Origin of the sequence: Thermogladius sp. (assembly GCF_049970955.1) — an archaeon.
Lineage (GTDB): Archaea > Thermoproteota > Thermoprotei_A > Sulfolobales > Desulfurococcaceae > Thermogladius.
Map to the genome: position 1 here is coordinate 1 of NZ_JBMFLY010000004.1, position 19,237 is coordinate 19,237.

Below are 19,237 nucleotides of genomic sequence, written 5' to 3' on the forward strand. Positions count from 1 at the left end.
AGACGCCCAGCCTGTTGACCCGGAGAGAGTGGTCTATAGTAAGCTGTCCGACGACAGGGCGCTTGAACTGGTAGAGAAGACGAAACAGCTGTACCCGAGAGAGTACCCCGTGGTCGTCTCCGTTCTGTACGAGATGTTGAAGAGGGGGATTGTAGACAAGCTCGACGGTTTGACCGTATTAACAGTCTTGAGAAGGCTCGGTCTAGACGTGAGGCCCGAGCTAAGGATCAAGTTCGTGAAGCATGGTAGGGAGGTGGACTTCGAGGACTACGTTAAGTGAGCTAGAAGTAAGAGAGGAGAGAAAAACGTTGTGAGAGACCTACTTGACTCCGTACATCGTCAAAGCTAGGACGGCCATCTTCGTCCACAGGCCGTTCTCAGCCTGCTCGTAAATTATAGACCTCTTCGGGTCGTCGATAACGTCTTCGTCCGCCTCGTAGCCTCTGAATATCGGTAGTACGTGCATTAAGACTCCGTGCTTGTCCATCAAGTCCATTAACTCCCTTGTCACCTTCCAGTTCTTGTACTTCTCGTATATCTTGAGCTCCTCGTCCTTGAACTTGCTGTAGCCCACCTGGACTAGTGTTGGCGAAGCCCAGTTCCTCGGGAAGACGGCGTGAGCACCCCTCAACGCCTCCTGTAGGTTGTCAGTCACCTCGAGGGAGCCGCCGTGCTCCTTGGCGAGCTCCTTAGCCTTCTCGACGAGCTTGGGGTCTAGGTCGAATCCTGGAGGCCTGGCAATGACGACGTCTACGCCGAACCTGGGGAACAATATCATGTCCTCCTGGGGGCTGCACCAGCCTCTGATCTCCGGGCTGTAGGCCCACATTATCACGTACTTCTTACCCCGCGGGTTCCCAAACCTCTCGATGAAGGTGAATATGTCCGCCAGCCCCTGCGTGGGGTGGAACATGTCGTCCGCCATGTTGATAACGGGGATCTTTGCGGCCTTAGCCATCTCCCTTATGTAGGAGTTACCTACGCCGTACAGGTAGTCAATGGCCTTGTCCAGGATCCTGATGCCTAGGCCGTGGCCGTACAGGTCGTACATAGCCGCTACGTCCTTGATGGCCTCGCCCGCCTTCTCCTGCTTTCCGAACGCCATCCTAGTTGTGGTAGCGTCAATGTATGCCGCGTGGCCGCCCAGGAAGTACATGCCGGACTCGAACGCCGCCCTCGTCCTTGTGGACGGCGCGAAGAACAGCATGTAGAAGACTTTCCTCTCCAGCACCTTGGGGATAGCCTCGACGCCGTAGTAGTTCGCTATTTGTTTGAACTCGGCTGCTAGTTTCAGCGCTATGTCGATCTCCTCGTCGCTCCACTCTAGCGTGGAGATCAGGTCTTTCCCGCTCAACTCCCTTACGAGGTACCTTAGCGAGGGCATGACACCCACTCTCCGCTTAAGCCCCTCTTACTTGGGTGGGAGGTTAAATACTTGTAGAGCCCGCCCCTTCGTGTAGCCCGGCTACTAGTAGGCCCGAGGTATTTTTGTGGGCGACCGATGGGTTCACGTTTTAAAAACCCTTGCGTGATTAGGGTTTCACAGTGTTGCTCTATGAGGAGGACGCTAGTAGTCGTACTACTAGTGATCGTCGTAGTTGCGGGCCTCTCAGCGTACTTCATGTCGACGACACATAGCGTAAGTAAAACAAGGGTCGTGGTTTACGCGTACAACGACAAGATAACAGGGATAGACCCCAGTCTCGAGGACGACACAGGCCTAGTCGTACTAGGCAGCGTTTACGAGCCGCTCCTGTACTACGACCCCGTTCATAACAGGACTATACCAGCCCTCGCCGAGAGGTGGGAGTCTAGGGAGAACAACACGGTGTGGGTCTTCCACTTGAGGAGAGGAGTGGTCTTCCACGACGGCTCACCTTTCAACTCGACTGCGGTAGTCCTCAGTGTAACGAGGGCTAAAGAAGTCTACGAGAAGTACGGGATAGGGCTGGGGTTTATATGGGACGCGGTAGAAGAGGTGCGGGCTCTCGACGAGTACACTGTTGAGTTCAAGTTGAAGTACCCCCAAAGGCTGGACCTGATAGCGGCGTCTAGCTATGCGGCCTACATCTTCAACCCGGGCGCTCTAGCGAAGGCCGGCGTGTCCGACCCCACCGACTTACGGTTGAGGGAGTGGTTCAACAAGGGTGCTGACGAGGGCACAGGTCCTTACATGATCGAGTCCTACGACCCTTACAGCCAGGTCGTCCTGGTGAAGTTCGACAAGTGGTGGGGGTGGAGCCAGGTGGGCAACGACAAGGCCCCCGACAAGGTGATAATTAAAATAGTGACGGACCCGCAGAGCCAATTCAATGGGCTGGTAAGCGGTAGCCTGGACATAGTGACGAGTGTCCCCCGGACGAGCATAGAGGACCTGGTCAACAGGGGCTACAAGTACATAAAGTTCGCGACTTTCCACAGCTACTTCCTAGTTTTCAACACCAAGAGGTACCCGACCAACATAACCGAGTTCAGGCTGGCTGTGCTTTATGCTATACCGTGGGACAGGATTGTTCAGCAGGCGATGAAGGGTTACGCGCTACTAGGGAGCGGGTACGTTCCACACTACTTCCCGGGTTTCGTTGAAGGCTTGACTTACAAACAGAATCTCACCCTGGCAAAGATTTACCTGGAGAAAAGCGGAGTCGAGCCTGGCGTGACGATAGAGTTCATGTACCAAGCCGACTACCTCGAGGAAGAGGACTTCGCGAGCATACTAAAGACCTCGCTAGCCCAGATAGGTGTCAACGTAAGGCTCCAACCCGCGAGCTGGGAGTCAATGAAAGAGGCTGGAAAGGCGGTATGGAGCAACCCGGACTCAGCGCCTCACTTGATCATAAACGACTGGTGGCCGACAACGGTGTCCCCGTACGACTACCTGTATAACCTGTTCCACAGCGATAGCAAGGAGTGGAACTGGAGCGGTTTCGAGAACGACACTTTCAACAACCTCATAGACCAGGCCTTCGCTCTTGAAGGAGTCGACTACGGGAAGGCCATGGAGTTGTACAAGCAGGCCCAAGAAATACTGTTCTCCAACGGCGTGGCCGTCAACCTGTGGGACGAGGTGAAGGTATTCGTCTACAGCCCGAGGCTCGACATTCCCGAGGAGGCGATCAACCCGCTGTACATGTACGTCGTATTCTACCAGTACGTGAAGGTGGCATAGTAATTGGCCGTTAGCCTGGGCTACGTCTTGAAACGCGTTTTTTACTCCCTCCTCGTGATAATCGGCGTCATCGTCGTGACCTACGCTATCATCATATTCTCCCCCGGGGACCCCGCCGCCAGGTGGGCTGGCAACCCAAGGGGTCCCGGTGCCGAGAGGGCGATCGAAGTAGCTAGGGCCGAACTAAACCTCGATAAGCCCCTCTACGTCCAAATACCACTCTTCGTGCTCAACGTGTTCACGGGCAATCTAGGTGTCTCTATTTCAACAAAGACCCCCGTTTTGGCTACTATATGGGCCCATTTGTCCTCGACGCTCGAGCTTCTGATCTTCGGGTACTTGATCGGTATACCGCTCGGGGTTTTACTGGGTGTATACTCGGCACTTAGGAGGGGTACTCCTCGTGGTGATGCCCTGGAAACGGTCGGATTTGTTATCGCGAACACCCCCTCGTTTTGGACCAGCATGGCGCTCTTCCTCGTACTCGCCGAGGTACTAGGAGTGTCCTCCTACGGTAGAATAGACGCGAAGTTAGCGGCGGCGTTGGGGTTTAAGCCTATAACAGGCTTTTACACCATAGACACTCTACTTCAGGGCGACTTTCTATTATTCCTCGACGTTTTGAAGAGGATACTACCCCCCGCTTTCGTCGTAGCTCTCTACCCCACGGGGGTAGGAATTAGGGTCGTGAGAGTGATGATGTCAGAAGCGCTGGGAGAGGACTACGTCAGGCAGGCTGTCGCTTTAGGCGTCGAGAAGAGGGAGGTTATATGGGACTACGCGTTTAGGGGTACAGTCCCCGGCTTAACGCAAGTGATGGGTTTAGCCTTCGCGTACAGCCTCGTGGACGCCATGGTCGTCGAGTACGTGTTTGGCAGGGAGGGGTTGGGCAGCCTCCTCGTGAGCGCTGTGGTCTCCAACGACTTTAAACTCGCCACATCGATACTCATAGTCATCAGCGTCTTCTACATCTTGGCGAACACCATCACGGACATAGTCCAGTCCTGGATAGACCCCAGGGTGGTACTGTGACAGCGCCCAGCCAGCGGTCTACCACGCTAGGGGGGCTCTCCTATTACTTGACTAGGGCCTGGAAGAGGAGTGTCAGGTTCAGAGTCGGGGTCGTTATCGTCTCAGCCATTACAGTGCTGGCGTTTCTATCACCCTTCGTGGTCCCTTATCCGAGTGAGGGCTGGGGGTTCATCCCGATCAACCAGACGGGAGAAGCCGGGCAACCTCCTAGTCTAGCGCACTTATTCGGTACTGACGACAAGGGCAGAGACCTCTTATCAAGGGTTCTGCTAGGCTCTTCGACAGCTCTACTCCAGATAGTACTCGTAGTGGGGTTAAGCCTAGCCATCGGTATGACAGTTGGGGTATTCGCGGCGTACTACAAAGGGGTACTCGACACCGTGCTGAACTACATCATAGAGGTCTTCTTAGCACTACCGGCCATTTTGATAGCAGTCCCGCTCAGAATGGTCTTTGGCCCTGGGCTACACGTTGTCGTTATGGCGATGGTTCTCACGTGGTGGGCTTGGTATGGAAGAGTCGCGAACGTGTACGCTAGGAGTGTATGCGAGATGGAGTTCGTCACGCTGTCAAAGCTCTCTGGTTTACCCGGCTACAAGATAATCTTTAGACACGTCTTGAGCAACACCAGTCCTCCTGTGGTGGTCCAGGCCGTCACAGATTTCGGGAGCGTCCTCTTAGAGGCCTCGGCGATAAACTTCTTGGGGTTTGGCCTCCCCCCGGACTATCCAGACTGGGGCGTAATAGCCCAGAACGGATTTTACTACATACTGAAAATGCCGTGGATCAGCCTCATCCCCGGCTTGTTCATACTGATAACGGCATTGGGTTTTAGCTTGGTAGGCGACGCATTGAGGGACGAGCTAGACCCGAAGTTGAGGAGGAGGTGGAGGTTGTGGTTCTAGCCGTGGAAGCGAGGAATTTGAGCATCGGCTACCTCGACGAGGACGACAACGTGGTGTTGGTGGTGAGGAACGCCACTTTCAGTGTAGAAGAGGGCGAAGTGTGCTGTCTAGTCGGCGAAAGCGGCTCGGGTAAGACCACCCTAGGTAACTCAATCGCAGGCGTCCTACCACCCTACACCGTTACGAGAGGGTTGCTCTACCTTTTCGGTAAACTGGTCGTGAAGGACGATCTGAGGTTTTACGAGGGCGTGAGAGGGCGGCTAGTTTCCTACATACCCCAGAATCCAGGCTCTTCACTAAGCCCGTACATGAGAGTGTGGGACCAGTTCTGGCGTGTTATGAAGGCCCACGGTTATACAGAGGAGGCAGCGAGGAAAAAAGTCGTAGAAATCCTGAGTCTTCTCAACCTAAAGACAGAGGTCCTAGACCTCTACCCACACGAACTCAGTGGAGGGATGCAGCAGAGAGTGGCCATAGGCTTAAGCCTTGTTACGGGTGCTAAACTCCTTGTGGCGGACGAGCCTACTTCAAGCGTAGACGCGCACCTCAAGCTACAGTTAATGAGGTTGTTCAGGGAGATCAAGGAGCTGTACGGGATTACGATCGTCCTGATAACGCACGACATCCTGCTGGCGGGCAAGGTCTGCGACAAAATCCTAGTGATGTACGGGGGCGAGATAGTCGAGGTGTCAGGCGCAAATGAGCTGTTGAAAAACCCGCTACACCCCTACACAAGGCTCTTGACACGCGTGGTCCCCGTCTTGGGCTACAAAAAGAAGCTGGAGTCCATACCCGGCGAGCCTCCTAGGCCCGGTCAGGTGCCGGAGGGCTGCGTCTTCTACGAAAGGTGCCCTATTAAAGGAGATGAGTGCGTCAAAACGCCTCCAGCTCGGGAGGTTAATGGTAGGGTGGTCAAGTGTTGGAGACCCCTGATCAGGGAGAGTGCTTTATTAAGCTAGAGGGAGTCGTAGCGGGATATCGCGTAACTAGGTCTCTCCTCTCGATAAGGAGAAGCTTTACACCGGTACTGAAAGACGTGAACTTGTGTTTAAGACCAGGCGAGAGGGTCGCTGTAATAGGTGAGAGCGGTAGTGGTAAGACGACCTTACTAAAGGTCGTGCTCGGACTCTTGAGGCCTGTCAAAGGTAGAGTGGTCGTTGACGGCAGAGACATTTATCGGGACAGGGCGTCCTGGTTGAGAAGCGTCAGAAAACTCGGCTATGTCCCGCAAGATCCGTACAGGTCGCTAGACCCAAGAATAAAGATTAGAACGAGCCTCGTCGAGCCGCTGGAGAGAACAGGTATGCGGCGGGAGGAGGTAGAGGAGAGGGTGAGGTCGGTTCTCAAGCTGGTAGGGCTTCACGAGGAAGTACTGGACCTCTACCCTAGGAGTCTGAGCGGCGGAATGCTGCAGAGGGTCTTAATAGCGAGGGCGATCGTCGGCGAGCCCAAATACTTATTACTAGACGAGCCGACCTCTTCTCTCGATGTCTCCACACAGGCCCAGATCGTGAACTTGATCAACGACATATACGAGAAGTATAAGATCGGTGTTCTCTTAGTGACGCACGACCTCGCGGTTGCCCAATACCTCGCGGACAGAGTAGTCATACTCAGAGAGGGCCGGGTGGTCGAGGAGGGCCTCTTCGAAGAGGTGATCTTGAGACCTAGGCACGAGTACACGAGGCTCCTAGTTAAAAGCTATATGATGGAACCCATTTAGTATGGTTATGAGATGTGGGAAGCGCGCTAAACTAGAGGTGTCAGGTTGGCAGAGAGGGTAGTCGTTACGAAGAAACAGTTTGAAATCTTGGGGGTCGTCGCAGAGCTTGGAAGCGTTGATGTATATACGTTGTCTTCGAGGATCGGCCTTTCCCCAGAAGACGTCATGAGGGACTTGGCCGAGCTAGCGGGTAAAAACCTGGTAGAGTTGAGCTCTCGACAAGAAATATCGCACGAGCTGACCGAGCACGGCGTGAGGTACCTCAACGACGGCTTGCCCGAGGAGCAGGCCCTCAAGGTGTTTAGGAAGTGCTTGAACTCAAAGATTAGCGATTTCGTGGACTGCTTAGTCAAAAACAGTAAATTGACGCCCGAAGACGCTAATGTAGCTCTACAAATCCTCGTTAAGAGTAACTGTGTTAAGGTCGGACCCAACAGCGTCGTGGTGCTTGGAGACGAGGCCAGGTGCTTAGAGCTGAGAGAGCAGTCAGCCTACTTGAGGTCAGCGTTGTCGAACATAAGCAGAGGAACCGGGGCGAGCGCTCAGGACTTAGAGACTTTAAAGAGACGTAAAATGGTCGTCGCGAAGCGGAAGAGCATTGTCGTGGTCAGGGCTCGTGGAGACCTAGCGGAGATGATCAGGAGGGGGCATGTCGTCCCAGGCAAGCTCTTGACGGTCGTACTGCCATCCCAGTACAAGGAGGCAGAGGGTGTTGTTGTAAAGAAGTTCGACTTAAACGTCCCGCCGCCAAGTATCAAGTACTCGACAACACACCCCTTCATGGACTTCATTAAGCAGTTACGTGAGATCCTCGTCTCCATGGGCTTCGAGGAGGTCAGAGGCCCCCACGTCGAGGCCGAGTTCTGGAACTTCGACGTACTGTTCCAGCCGCAGGACCACCCTGCTAGAGAGATACACGACACCTTCTTCGTGCTGAACAAGGCGCTGGTAGACGTCCCTACCCAAGCTCTAGAAGTGGTCAAGAGAGTCCACGAAGAGGGCTGGAAGTACACTTGGGACCCCTCTAGGGCCCTTAGGCTCGTCTTGAGGACTCAGTGTACCGCCGTCTCGGCCAGGACTATATACTACAGGGGCGGCGGCGAGTACAGGGCGTTCACAATAGACAGAGTATTCAGGCCGGAGAACTTGGACGCGAAACACAGTATGGAGTTCTACCAACTCGACGGCATCATCGTAGGCAAAGACGTCAACTTCAAGCATCTACTCTACTTCTTCAAAGAGTTCGCGGCAGCTCTGGGTATCAAGGACGTCTGGTTTAAGCCAGGCTACTTCCCGTTCACAGAGCCCAGTGTAGAGGGCTATATCAAACACCCCGTGTTGGGGTGGGTCGAGGTGTTCCCCGGCGGCGTGTTCAGGCCGGAGGTCATGGAGATGCTGGGCGCTGGAGGGTACAAGGCGGTGGCTTGGGGCATAGGGGTCGACAGGCTCGCTATGTGGTTTATGGGGATAGACGACATAAGACTGCTGTTCGCGAAAGACCTGGACTTTTTGAGAAGCATCGCCAAAAAACCGCTACCGTACTTCCTTGGTACTACTAGTGGGAGAGATGTAGTGGTTAGACCGAGCCCCGAGTAAAAGACAGAGGGGTGTCCAAGATATATCCGTCCACGAACTGAAGCTCCTGACCGCGCAGCTCCTCCACGTAGTTATGACGAGAAGAGTGAGTTTCGAGAGGGCTTTTAAAGTTGTAGCGGGCAAGAGGCGTCTGGCACCCTCAGCTCTCAGGAGGTTTTTCCGGGTAGGGTATGAGACGTTAATATACTATCACTCTCTCAGGTTGCTCGCTCGTAGAGAGGGTTTCAACCAAACACCCTTTGGTATAGCGTCTTACCTGGCATCGAGGAAGTTCGACTTCGACGCCGTCCGCAGGGAGATAGAGTCTTACGCGGACAGGCTAGGCGGGCTAGAGGGTCTAGCTGTCAAGTACGGCTACACTCCCTTTATCGTCCACCGGCTCTCGGAGTTCCTGGATGAAGGCGAGCTCGAGGAGGTGCTGAGGAGCCTCAACACGCGGAAGAGGTGGTTGAGAGTCAACACGCTGGCCGCCACCGTGAAGGAGGCTGTGGATTGTCTCGTGAAGCAGGGCCTGAGGTTTGAGGCGTCGAAGTACACAGACCTCTCCTACAAGATCTTAGGAGACGTCTACAGCCCGGTCTCGTCGATCGAGTGCGTTGAGAAGGGAATACTGGTCCCCCAGGATGTCTCCAGCGTACTCTCCGTTCTCGCGGGTAGACCCTACGAGAGGAGCGTCCTTGACGCCTGTAGTGCCCCCGGCGTCAAACTACAGCTGGTACTCTCCTTGTACAGAGACTCCACGGCCGTGGCAGTAGACTACTCGCCTAAGAGAGTCAAGTACGTGTACAGAGTGTTGTCGAAGTACGGCGGCTTAGACAGGGCTGTGATCATAAACGGCGACTCCACGATTATCGACTACTACAGGGTTTTCGAGAAGGCCATTGTAGACGCCCCCTGTACAGGGAGCGGGGCCGTCTACTCCGACCCCACTGTCAAAGTCAGGTTTTCGCCGGCGAAGCTGAAGAGCCTGACAAAAATCCAAACTAGGCTGTTGAGGAGAGCTCTTGCCAACAGCCGGAGTGTTCTCTACATTACTTGTAGCGTGCTACCTGAAGAGGGTGAGGCGGTAGTCGACGAGGTCCTCCGCGAGGGGTTAGCGGAGCCTGTGAGGATCTCTGAAAGGTTTTTGTCGAAGGCGTATAAGGGGTTTAAGTCTAGTGACTACACGTACAGGATAATGCCTAACGTGGTAGACGGTCAGGGGATGTACTTAGCCCTACTAGATAGCAGGGTGTTCTCTGGTTGATCTTAGAGCCCGTCTACGGCCCCCACCCCAGTAGGTGCTTTGGAGCCTCGCTGGGAGTAGACCCGGTAAGTTTCTCGAGAGGGTGTTATATGGCCTGCGCAATGTGCCACACTCTCCGCCAGGCGAGAGCTCTCAAAAGCTACACTACGAGCGAGCTAGCCGAAAAAGTCGCGCGGGACCTCGCAGAAAGAGAGGTCAAGGTGAACACTTTCTATGTCTACGGCTCGTCCGACCCCTTCCTATACGATGACCTCGCGCACTTACTCAGAGAGCTGAGGCGCATATCCGACTCCGTAAACGCTAGGCTCGTCACGAGAACATCGGGCTACTTCCAGAGAGCAGTCGACGAAGTCCTCGAGGTGGTGGACACCCTGTTGATCCCGTTTTACGTCGCCGACATGGAATGGGACTCCCTTTACCAGCCCAGAACGAACACGACGAAGAGCGAGTACTACGGAAAACTACACGAACTATTCAGTAGGGCGAGGTCGTCCGAGAAGCTTGTGCTCGAGATCATAGTGGCGAGGAAGGGGCCGGAGAACGTTCTGGTGGAGTACCTAGACGAATATATAGTGCAGGCGAGGAGGATAGGGGTGAAAAGGGTTTTCCTAAAGACGATCGACAGGCCTGTTAGAGACCAGGGTATCAAACCCGTCTCGAGACGTGTCTTGGACATGGTGAGGGAGAAGCTGGAGAGCGAAGGCGTCGAGGTACTAGCCTGCCAGAGAACCCAGGCGGTCCACCGCGTTAAGTCCAGGAGGGCGTTTGTCGAAGTCTACAACCACATTCTAAGGAAGCCCCTTAGAGTGAACGAGGTCAGCGAGGTCTACGGGGATTTCGGCGTTATGGCGGCTGAGAGCCTCGTCGACAGGAAGGTTGCGTCGAAAGTAGTTTGGGAGAACCAGTTATACTATGTTCCTTCGCGATGAGGCCTTTTTAACGGCAAGCTCTGCTAAGTATCCGGCGAGGAGAAGTAGAACGGAGACGATCAATGTAGTTATGAAACCGCTCAACAAATCCGTCCCTCAGAAAGGCCCGTCAATTCATCCCCCTGAGGTCATCCCTTCCAAGCCTCATCCTCGTCAAGAGTTACTGTTTCCTGAGCACTTTTAATATTTTTCCTACGTCGATCTCCACGGTGACGATCGGTCTGTCGTAGTCCAGCTTCAGCAGTACTTCCGGGTGGACCTCGCCCACAAACCCCACTTTTTCGTCGCTAACGACGATCTCAGCGGTCCTCTCCCTTAGTAACCCGTCTACCTCACCCTCTCTAAATGCCGGGTTCAGCCCGATCGCGTTTAGGAGAGTATTGACAACGGCGAGACCGTCGGTTAGCGTAGCCTCAGGCGACGAGATAGCCACTCCAACCCTTCTCTCTTCGTACACCCTGCCCTCTCTAACGAAAACTACATCGCCCACCTCGAAAATCCTGAACTCGGTCGCCTTGTTCTTGTTCTCTACGATGAAGTTCACGAGACCGGCTGTTAGCCACGTCCTTAGAGAAGTGAATCTCTCGCTTATGGGGTTCGCCACCACAACAGGTTCCACTCTCCTGTTGTACAGTCTAACGTCAACGTCGACGCTGGTCATCATGTAGTTTGCTACTTCGCTAAACCCCATCGAGACCAGCACCCCTCTGAGGAGGTCAGATAAGTGCTCTACCTCGTCCTCTCTACCGCTGCCCCGTGAAGGGGGCAGCTCGTTAGCCTCTTCACCTAGCCTCTCGTACCCGTAGCCGATCGCTATGTCCTCGGCTACGTCAACCCAGCTCAGCACGTCGATCCTGTAGGGGGGCGCGCGGACCACTAGCTTGTCTCCGGCGGCCTCGACTACGTCGTACCCGAACATCCCCAGGAGGCTGGCCGCATCTTTGACGCCTATCTCCGTGCCCAGCAGGCTATTGACCTGGCCTATGGTAAGCTCCTGAACTACCCCCTCGACTCTCGGAGCGGCGATCCTCTCCCCGTTGCTATACCGGGTTTCCACAAGGCAGATCTCCGTGTTACGCCCTCTCTCAAACAGACTGTATGCCACTATTGTAACCATGTCAACGACTACTCTAGGGTCTAGCCCTGTCGAGTCTATCAGCACATTCCGGGTGGACGTAGTCACTTTCGCGTCCTCGCTGTTAAGGATGGGGGCTAGGCTCAGTATCCTGCCCTCAGAGTCCGCTATGACAGGGTACTTCTCCATTTTATCGATTATGTGCCCGTATTCTCTTCCTTTGTCTGTCTGACTTAAGACCTCTCGCAGAGACATCTCTTTACCATAGCCTAGTGGTCGGTACCTAGTCTTGTCGGGGTCGACAGCTTTATAGTAAATAGGCGGCTTGACCTTGTCTAAATCGTACAAACCGATGCTGGCCTTCCTCCTGTTCCTGCCGTAAGTTGTGTGGAGCTTCTCCTGTAGCTGGATTATCTGCTTTAGAGCCTCGTCGTCCAACTCCACGTTTCTAACGATCGCGAAAGCGACGTAAGGCCTGCCGGGGACAGGTTCTGCGTAAGCCACCACCCCGCAGTCAGACACGGTTGGCCTCCTAACGGGTAGCCCGAGCAGGTGCTTTAAAGCCCTGGAGAGCCCCTCGGCACTGAACAAGTCGGGCCTGTCGTGGTTGGCCTCGTAGACTAAATTGCCGCCTGCCAACTCTTCTATTTCGCACTTTAGCTTCGTCATGAGCCGGACCAGGCTTTTTGCGTCTAGCTCAACACCCAGAAGCCTGTAGAGGTCGTCTACGCGCACACTGATTGTAGGCAAGTCACCACCCCAATACTGCCTTGAGCTCATTCCAAACCTTGGAGATCGTCTCAGTCTCCTCCTTGCTCCATTCCACAAGCCCCTCTCTCACGAACCTGTCTAAGTGGTCTTTAAGCCCTATGGACTCGGCTACAGGGGCGTAGACTGTTAAGTACGAGTAAGCTCCTTTAATCTTCCTCACCTTGTAGAACGTGTCTCTGCCGAGGGTCTTGTATATGAATCTCATGGATACCGGGGACTCTAACCCCGCCGGCCTTCTATACTCGACATTGAGGCCCCCTAGTGAAGGGGCCTCGACCCCCATGACAGCCGACTTAACGCTGTACCACCCAGCCAGGTACTCGCGGTAAGCCTTGTTGGCCCTCTCGGATAATCCAGGGTCGCTCAGTATATAGGAGGCGAGAAGGGCGATGACAGCAGTGTTCGACAGCTGAACAGGTGATATGGTGTCTGGAGTGTCCATGTCCGTGTGGTAGTATTTGCTCGGCCACTCGTTGAGCATCCCCGAGTCGACGCCCCAGGTAATGAACACGTCGTGGTCGCTCCCGGCGCTGTACGGCGCTATGTCGTACCTGACAGACGGCTGGGGTACACCTTCGAAGCTCTCAACGGTATCTAAGACACTCCTCGCCGAGACGTACATCGCGGATGCGACCCTGCCCGGCATGAACAGGGGAGGGTTCACTATGGATAAGACCGAGCCCGTCACATTCTGTTTCGAGCCGACCATGTCCAGGTTCACTACGTGCTCGGGTAATTCGCCCAGGATTTCTTTCAGGAAGACCGTTCCCGCATACTCCGGCACCCACGCGTGGCAGACGCTACCCAGGGAGGGGTCTCTCATGTTCACCTTAGCGAAAGCTGCCAGGAAGTTGGCGGCGCTCCCACTCGCGTTGTCGTGAGCGCCGGGCTTAGGGTGGCACACGTGGCTTACAATGAGCGTGGTCGGGCGACCTTCACAAGAGACCAGGACTGGTAGCCCGGCGCTGTGGAACTTGACGCTCGCTTTCCAGCAAACCTCTACCTCCAGCGAAGGGTTAACTAGCAGCCTCGAGATCAAGTCCGTGGCCAGGCGGTAGGGTATGTTCATGACGACCTTGCCGTGCTTGACCTCGCTAGCCTTTAGGAACAACCCCGTGTAGGGGACAGCTTCGTGGAACCTATTCTTATCGTAGTGGAGAATGAGCTTGGCGTCAACGGTTAGGTAAGCGTCGTACGGGTTTAGGTCTGTTAGCACGACCTCGCCCGAGCACTCCCTCTCGCACACGACTAGCCTGCCACAGCCCTCCCCACCAGGGCTATGAGCGGACAAGAGAGTTGGATGCTCTAGCAGGTTGAACCTTCCCAAGACCTTTTCACCTATTCTAATGACCAGCTCCGCCTCTACTGGGTCCCAACCAGACGGGGTCTCTATGAAGCCTCTCCTAGCGTTGTTCTCGACTTTGTAGACCTTGGCTGGGAGCCCAGCGTTCTCCAGCGCCTCCTTGAGCTCTTCAACGGCCCTCAATAGCCCGGTTGACCCGGTGACTCTACTGTAGCTGGATAGCATGTTTACGACGTCTACACCTAGTGTCCGGGGGACTTCCTTCCGGAGCTTTAGGACCTGCTCCCTGAAGTTCGTACAAGACACCTTTTCCATGAGTGTATAAAGTCCAGCTTAAATACTTTGAGAGGCTTGAATAAACTCTAGCCTCTGTTTGTGGTGGTACAATGGTTATCGTGAGCGTCACTCCTGAGATCGCTATCGACCAACTGAAAACGTATGCCGGCGGTCTCGGCGTACTCGAAGGCGACAAAGTGATAACAGCAGGGGAGATGGGCTTAGATTACTGGGCTCTCACCCTATACTACAGGCAGGGTTACGTCAGACTGAAGTTCAACGGCACCGAGCCTATAGCAGAGCCGGAGAGGCAGTCCCCGAGCGTACTGGCTAAGCTGCAGCCCTGGGACGAGTTCACCGTGACGTTAAAGGGAGAGGAGGTCATCATAAAACCCCTCGTCTACACCCACAAAACAGCGAAGGCCGTTTTCTTCGAGGCGGTCTGCCCGAGCTGGGCTAGGGCTCTCACAGACAGGGTTTACATGGCCGACACCCTCGAGAACCAGTTCCTAGTTTACGCCTTGCTGGCCAAGGCCTCGGCCGCCTTCATACGGGACTTCATCGGGTTAGAGAACGTGAGCGTGATAGACCTTGAAGAGGCCCACACAGCACTACTCTTAATGGCGCTTAACGTGGAGGACAGGGCTAGAATCATAATCCACACCCCAGGGCCTTGGGGGCACCCCTCGTTCCCCGGAGGCCTGATCGCGAGGGAGTTCGGCCTCTTCCTCGGCGACAACATACTGTTAACGGACTATGCCTTGAGTAAGCTGAGGAAGGGTATTGTCGTCTCCAAGAAGCAGGAAGACGTGATAAAGAAGCTGTTTGCCAAGCACTCGAGTAAAATAGTCTCCATAACAAACGGGGTGAGCCTCGAGAGGTGGATGGACCCGAGGCTTTACGAAGCGTACAACAAAAATGCGTTGAACCGGGAGCTACTGATCAGCGTTAGGCTCGATAACAGGAAAAAGCTTGTCTCGCTGTTGAGAAGCGTGAAGCCCGAGCTCTCCGCAGACGATAAGCCGATCATAGCTTGGACGAGGAGACTGGCGAGGTACAAGAGACCCTACTTCGTTGCCAGGTTTATAGAGGAGAACCCGGACGTCGAGGCAGTGTTCGTCCTGGGCGGGAAGCCCCACCCCAAGGACTTCGACGGGCTGAACTACGCTAGGAAGTTTAGAGACCTACACCTGAAAATAAACCACGTCGTCTTCTTAAGCGACTACGATGTACCCACAGCAAGGACAGTACTACAGGGTAGCGACTACCTCTTGTTCACGCCATTCAGTGGTTGGGAGGCTAGCGGGACTAGCTTCATGAAGGCGCTCGTCAACGGAGTCCCCGTGCTCTCCTCGAGAGACGGGGCCGCCTTGGAGGTTATAGAAGACAACGTGACGGGGTGGTTCTTCGGGACCGACATCAGAGACTTCATAAACATATACGACGACCCCAGGGCGAAGGAGGTCGACGAGAACGAGTACAAGGAGTTCAAGAAAAAACTCCTCGACCTGATCGACATGTACCACAGCGACAAAGACAAGTACTGGGAGGTCTCTTTCAACAGCGCCTTGAAGACCCCTAGTAAAGTTGATATGCGGCGCGTGCTACACAAGTATTATTTGGAGGCGTTGTGAGATGAGAGTCTTAATTGTAGGAACCGGCCTGATGGGCTCATCGATTGCAACGTGTCTTGCGAGAAAGGGGTTCAAGCTCCTAGCCTACAACAGAACAGCCAGTAAAGCAGTGGAACTATGCAAGGAGATAGGCTGTGAAGCGGTGGAGACCCTAGAAGGTGTCTCAGCGGACTATACACTAGTTTCTCTATTTGACGACGTGGCGAACATAGAGGTGTTGGTCAGCAAGAGACTTTACGAGAATGTCAAGACACGTTTCGTCGTCAACACGTCAACAATATCACCTCAGACGAGTCTCATGATATCGTCATTATTCCGGCAGCACGGCGTCAACTACTTCGAGGGGACTGTATTCGGGAGCGTCGACGAGGCTAGGGAGTGCAGGCTGTTATCCATGGTAGCTGGAGAGAGTAGCAAGCTCGGTGAGGTCGAGTCCCTAGTGTCGCAGTACTCCTCGAAGACGGTGTACGCGGGAGACATTCCAGCAGCTACGGCTCTCAAGCTCGCTGTTAACAACATAGCCCTGGCTATTCCGGCCCTGATCGGCGAGTCGCTGGAGATCCTCGAGGCGTACAACGTTGCTGTCGATAAGCTCTTGGAGGTGGCAAACGCCTCGTGGCTGAAGAGCGTATTTGAGAGGTACTGGCCCAGGATCGTCGAGGAAAAGAAGGCGAGGTTCACGGTGGCAGGGGCGGCCAAGGACTTCCGTTTAATATCGAATGAGCTGAAGAGCAGAGGTTACCCCGGGGTAGTCTCGAGCGGTGTAGCTAGCTTCTACAGTGGTCTGTTGAGCGAGATGGGCTCTAAGGACTACCCCCAAGCGTCTCTCGGGTACCTGAAGAAGAAAAAACTCCCTACCTGACTATCAAGACGGAAGACGTAGAGTTGACTGCCAGGGCTAGGGGTGTACTCCCGATGCTCAAGTCAAAGTAGCTCGTTTTACCTCTGGCCCCCACGACGATCAGGTCGTAGCTCTCCTCAACTGCCTCCTTAAGGATGATGGACGAGATACTCTCGTTCTCCTTGAGCTCTATAGTCTTGTACCTCACGTTCGTTATTTTCTTGCCTACAGCGCTCCTGGCCAGGTCTAGGGGGTCCCCGGTTTCGCCTGGCAACTTCACGTAGAGGACTGTCAACTGCGAACCGTAGTGCCTCGCGAGGTCAACGGCTATGTTTAGAGCCTTCAGGCTGAGGCTGCTCCCGTCGAATGGGACGAGGATTCTCCTCAACATGAAACTGATCTCGTAGGTCGGCGCCTCAGACATACTCCCACCCCGCTTTTAACGTAGTAAACCGACGTTAAGAACCTTGTCTGTCACCTTCATCGTCTCCTCCGCGCTCTCGGCTAGACGCAGGGCCGCTCTTATCGCGTCGATGTTCTCCGGTATTACTATTGCTTCTTGGTGGACTGCCTGGACTATAGTCAGCTCGTCTCCACTCACCTTGATCATGTCCCTCCAAACCACGTTCTCGTAGATGTCGTACCTTTTCCTGCCGAGGTCTCTGGCGAACTCGACGATCTTGCTAGTGGAATCTATACCGGTCTTTGCGCCCTCCAGGACAACTATCCTTGGAGTGCTGGACAGCGCCTCGACGACCTCGTCTATGCTGGTACTCCTCTTGGCTTGGATGTGGATAACGTGGACGTGCATCAGTGTCGTCGGCACTATGAGTGCGACCGTCTCGATGTCCAGGCCTGGTAGAACCGTTTTCACGTCTATTGCGTGGTGGCTGGGAATACTGGGCGGATCCAGCTTAACTGTGTTGACGATGCCTTTGTCCTCCTTCGGGTCGCTAGCCCTTCTGACGATAACCGCCCTGACTTTCCTGACGCCGATGTGTCTGTCTAGGAGACATATCAGCCTAAGCAGGGCCGTAGTATTGCAGCTGACCACTCTAATGTACTTTTTACCAAGGGCCTGCCGGTAGTTGCAGAGCGTGCTAAAGCTGACCTCGGCTACATCCGGGCTCTCCCCGCCCTCGAAGAGAGCGCTCAGGCCACGCTCTACGTAGACCCGCTTGTTCTGCGCCCCTTTCCCACCAGGGGACGCGTCCACGACGAGACTGACCGACCCGAATAACTCGTCGATAGTCCCGGAGGGCTTGACCCCGACTTCTTCGAACACCTCCTCCTTCCCCTCCGGCACGTATATCGGGATGCCCTGTTTGTAGGCCACCAAGACGCTGTAGTCGGGTGTGTACTTTACGATGCCCTTCAGCTCCAAGTCAGGCATCTGCCTTATCGCTTCAGCAACCCTCTTCCCGATCGTACCGTAACCGTTAACAGCCACGGGAGCCCTCATTTCTTACCACCGTAGAAGATGGATTTACTCATCTGGAGCGCCTTGATCGCGGGCAGCTCCTCTCCGCTCAACAAGAGTAGTAGGGCATTGCCTCCCGTTGAGACGTGGATCCTGTCGTTTACCTTGCTCTCGTCGATCATGGCGCCCAGGTGACCACCAGCTATGACGACGAATGCCCTGGAGTTGTAAACGGCATCCAGTATTTTCAGCGTGCCCTCTCTGAACTTGCTGTCCTCGATTACTCCGGCAGGGCCTCTCATGACGATCAAGGAGGCTTCCTTAATAAGCTCGCAGTAGATCTCGAGGGTAGTCTCGCCAATGTCCTTTATCACACCAGTAATCTTGGTTATCGACACGTTTTCGACCGTGTTGTCCTTCTCGTTGTGGGTCTTGACGTCGACGGGCGTCTCGATGGGCGCGCCTTTCATTAGCAGGAGCCTCGCCCGGGGTATAAGGGTGAGGATGTTCTTCTCTTCTAGAAGTCTCATGTTTTCATTGCCCAGTCTCACACCTTTAGCTACTAGGAAGAGTTGTGCGAGAAGCCCTGTTGTGAGTATCCGGTCGGCGAGCCTGTTTCTCACAAGGTTCTCGATGACTCTGAGAAGGTCGTGTACTTTAGAACCACCTAGTATGAAGATCCGGGGTCCAGACGTAGAAGAGAAGATCCTAGCGGCAGCGCTCACCTCTTTCTCGAAGAGCGGGCCCATAGCACTGGGCAACACCAACGGGAAACCCACTATGCTCGGCTGGCTCCTGTGAGCGGTAGCAAAGGCGTCGTTCACGTAGTAATCGAACAAACCGGACAGCCTCCTAACGAACACGGTCATAGACTGCGCCTCGGGCGCAGCCTCGAGGACCTCTTCCGATACCAGCCTGAGGTTGTCCAGCAGAAGGACCTCGCCAGGTCTCAGCTCTGAAATCGCGCTCCTTGCTGCCGGCCCCATCACGTCGTCCACGAACTTCACTTGGATACCGCTGTACTTGCTCAAGAGCTCTGCGTGCTCCTCTAGAGTGGTGAAGTCCCGTTCTCCTGGCCTCCCTTGGTGAGACCCGAGAACGAGGGCTGGCTCGTACTTGTCGACGATCTCTTTAATGTACTTCGCGTGGACCCTTATCCGTCTGTCGTCCAGAATTTTCCCAGTCTCGGGGTCTATAGGCGAGTTGATGTCTATCCTCATGAAGACCTTGCGTCTAGATATATCCAGATCTCTAAGCGTCGGAAGGTCGAGGAGGGCGTAGTCCATTGATCCACCGTACATAGATGATTTCAGGCTC

General features: G+C 54.6%; 17 protein-coding genes. 11 read left to right on the top strand and 6 right to left on the bottom strand.

Annotated features, from left to right (window positions below; all coding sequences use genetic code 11):
* Positions 1-280: hypothetical protein (locus ACP5VX_RS01735; RefSeq protein ID WP_428724179.1), on the top strand; the 280-nt coding region annotated here is incomplete at its 5' end.
* 39 nt (positions 281-319) lie between these two features.
* On the opposite strand, the gene ACP5VX_RS01740 is transcribed toward ACP5VX_RS01735, so the two are convergent.
* A complete protein-coding gene (locus ACP5VX_RS01740; RefSeq protein WP_428724180.1) occupies positions 320-1,384 on the bottom strand; it encodes an ornithine carbamoyltransferase in 1,065 nt (354 codons plus the stop codon).
* Positions 1,385-1,555: 171 nt separating this feature from the next.
* Between ACP5VX_RS01740 and ACP5VX_RS01745 the strand changes: the two genes are divergently transcribed.
* The 8 genes from ACP5VX_RS01745 to ACP5VX_RS01780 all read left to right on the top strand — a co-directional run bounded on the left by ACP5VX_RS01745 (position 1,556) and on the right by ACP5VX_RS01780 (position 10,600).
* A complete protein-coding gene (locus ACP5VX_RS01745) occupies positions 1,556-3,169 on the top strand; it encodes an ABC transporter substrate-binding protein (RefSeq protein ID WP_428724181.1) in 1,614 nt (537 codons plus the stop codon).
* A 3-nt stretch (positions 3,170-3,172) separates the two neighbouring features.
* Positions 3,173-4,201, top strand: coding sequence for an ABC transporter permease (locus ACP5VX_RS01750; RefSeq protein WP_428724182.1), 1,029 nt, complete (start codon positions 3,173-3,175; stop codon positions 4,199-4,201).
* Positions 4,198-5,106: an ABC transporter permease gene (locus ACP5VX_RS01755; protein ID WP_428724183.1), complete on the top strand. Its 909-nt coding sequence runs from the start codon at positions 4,198-4,200 to the stop codon at positions 5,104-5,106. Before ACP5VX_RS01750 ends, ACP5VX_RS01755 begins: the two co-directional genes overlap by 4 nt.
* On the top strand, positions 5,097-6,065 hold the full coding sequence (locus tag ACP5VX_RS01760; RefSeq protein WP_428724184.1) for an ABC transporter ATP-binding protein: 969 nt from the start codon (positions 5,097-5,099) through the stop codon (positions 6,063-6,065). The genes ACP5VX_RS01755 and ACP5VX_RS01760 overlap by 10 nt, the downstream gene beginning before the upstream one ends.
* Positions 6,023-6,829, top strand: coding sequence for an ABC transporter ATP-binding protein (locus ACP5VX_RS01765; RefSeq protein WP_428724185.1), 807 nt, complete (start codon positions 6,023-6,025; stop codon positions 6,827-6,829). Before ACP5VX_RS01760 ends, ACP5VX_RS01765 begins: the two co-directional genes overlap by 43 nt.
* Before the next feature lie 45 nt (positions 6,830-6,874).
* Positions 6,875-8,425, top strand: coding sequence for a phenylalanine--tRNA ligase subunit alpha (locus ACP5VX_RS01770; RefSeq protein ID WP_428724186.1), 1,551 nt, complete (start codon positions 6,875-6,877; stop codon positions 8,423-8,425).
* 202 nt (positions 8,426-8,627) lie between these two features.
* Complete coding sequence (locus ACP5VX_RS01775; RefSeq protein ID WP_428724187.1) at positions 8,628-9,671, top strand: hypothetical protein; 1,044 nt, start codon at positions 8,628-8,630, stop codon at positions 9,669-9,671.
* The gene (locus ACP5VX_RS01780) at positions 9,668-10,600 is read left to right on the top strand and encodes a radical SAM protein (RefSeq protein WP_428724188.1); all 933 of its coding nucleotides are present in this window, start codon (positions 9,668-9,670) and stop codon (positions 10,598-10,600) included. The genes ACP5VX_RS01775 and ACP5VX_RS01780 overlap by 4 nt, the downstream gene beginning before the upstream one ends.
* A 160-nt stretch (positions 10,601-10,760) precedes the next feature.
* Here the strand turns inward: ACP5VX_RS01780 and pheT are convergent, their stop codons facing one another.
* Together pheT and ACP5VX_RS01790 are read right to left on the bottom strand one after the other, a co-directional pair.
* Entirely contained in the window at positions 10,761-12,425 is a 1,665-nt protein-coding gene (gene pheT / locus ACP5VX_RS01785) for a phenylalanine--tRNA ligase subunit beta (RefSeq protein WP_428724189.1), read from the bottom strand.
* Between the two features lies 1 nt (position 12,426).
* Positions 12,427-14,064: a M28 family peptidase gene (locus ACP5VX_RS01790; protein WP_428724190.1), complete on the bottom strand. Its 1,638-nt coding sequence runs from the start codon at positions 14,062-14,064 to the stop codon at positions 12,427-12,429.
* A 71-nt stretch (positions 14,065-14,135) separates the two neighbouring features.
* Here ACP5VX_RS01790 and ACP5VX_RS01795 point away from each other — a divergent pair, with 71 nt between their 5' ends.
* Together ACP5VX_RS01795 and ACP5VX_RS01800 are read left to right on the top strand one after the other, a co-directional pair.
* A complete protein-coding gene (locus ACP5VX_RS01795) occupies positions 14,136-15,659 on the top strand; it encodes a glycogen/starch/alpha-glucan phosphorylase (protein WP_428724191.1) in 1,524 nt (507 codons plus the stop codon).
* A 1-nt stretch (position 15,660) separates the two neighbouring features.
* Complete coding sequence (locus tag ACP5VX_RS01800) at positions 15,661-16,521, top strand: NAD(P)-dependent oxidoreductase (RefSeq protein ID WP_428724192.1); 861 nt, start codon at positions 15,661-15,663, stop codon at positions 16,519-16,521.
* On the opposite strand, the gene ACP5VX_RS01805 is transcribed toward ACP5VX_RS01800, so the two are convergent.
* The 3 genes from ACP5VX_RS01805 to ACP5VX_RS01815 are packed head-to-tail and all read right to left on the bottom strand — an operon-like array spanning position 16,514 to position 19,221.
* Positions 16,514-16,924 carry a universal stress protein gene (locus ACP5VX_RS01805; protein WP_428724193.1) on the bottom strand — a complete coding sequence of 137 codons (411 nt, stop codon included), beginning with the start codon at positions 16,922-16,924 and terminating at the stop codon, positions 16,514-16,516. The two genes, ACP5VX_RS01800 and ACP5VX_RS01805, sit on opposite strands and share 8 nt — an antisense overlap.
* 15 nt (positions 16,925-16,939) lie before the next feature.
* On the bottom strand, positions 16,940-17,962 hold the full coding sequence (locus tag ACP5VX_RS01810; RefSeq protein WP_428724194.1) for a type II glyceraldehyde-3-phosphate dehydrogenase: 1,023 nt from the start codon (positions 17,960-17,962) through the stop codon (positions 16,940-16,942).
* Entirely contained in the window at positions 17,959-19,221 is a 1,263-nt protein-coding gene (locus ACP5VX_RS01815) for a phosphoglycerate kinase (protein ID WP_428724195.1), read from the bottom strand. Before ACP5VX_RS01815 ends, ACP5VX_RS01810 begins: the two co-directional genes overlap by 4 nt.
* Between the last annotated feature and the right edge of the window lie 16 nt (positions 19,222-19,237).

Excerpts from the sequence above, each read along its gene's own strand:
- ACP5VX_RS01740 (WP_428724180.1), bottom strand. The coding sequence starts at position 1,384 with ATGCCCTCGCTAAGGTACCTCGTAAGGGAGTTGAGCGGGAAAGACCTG.
- ACP5VX_RS01745 (WP_428724181.1), top strand. The coding sequence starts at position 1,556 with ATGAGGAGGACGCTAGTAGTCGTACTACTAGTGATCGTCGTAGTTGCG.
- ACP5VX_RS01790 (WP_428724190.1), bottom strand. The coding sequence starts at position 14,064 with ATGGAAAAGGTGTCTTGTACGAACTTCAGGGAGCAGGTCCTAAAGCTC.
- ACP5VX_RS01795 (WP_428724191.1), top strand. The coding sequence starts at position 14,136 with ATGGTTATCGTGAGCGTCACTCCTGAGATCGCTATCGACCAACTGAAA.
- ACP5VX_RS01800 (WP_428724192.1), top strand. The coding sequence starts at position 15,661 with ATGAGAGTCTTAATTGTAGGAACCGGCCTGATGGGCTCATCGATTGCA.
- ACP5VX_RS01805 (WP_428724193.1), bottom strand. The coding sequence starts at position 16,924 with ATGTCTGAGGCGCCGACCTACGAGATCAGTTTCATGTTGAGGAGAATC.
- ACP5VX_RS01810 (WP_428724194.1), bottom strand. The coding sequence starts at position 17,962 with ATGAGGGCTCCCGTGGCTGTTAACGGTTACGGTACGATCGGGAAGAGG.
- ACP5VX_RS01815 (WP_428724195.1), bottom strand. The coding sequence starts at position 19,221 with ATGTACGGTGGATCAATGGACTACGCCCTCCTCGACCTTCCGACGCTT.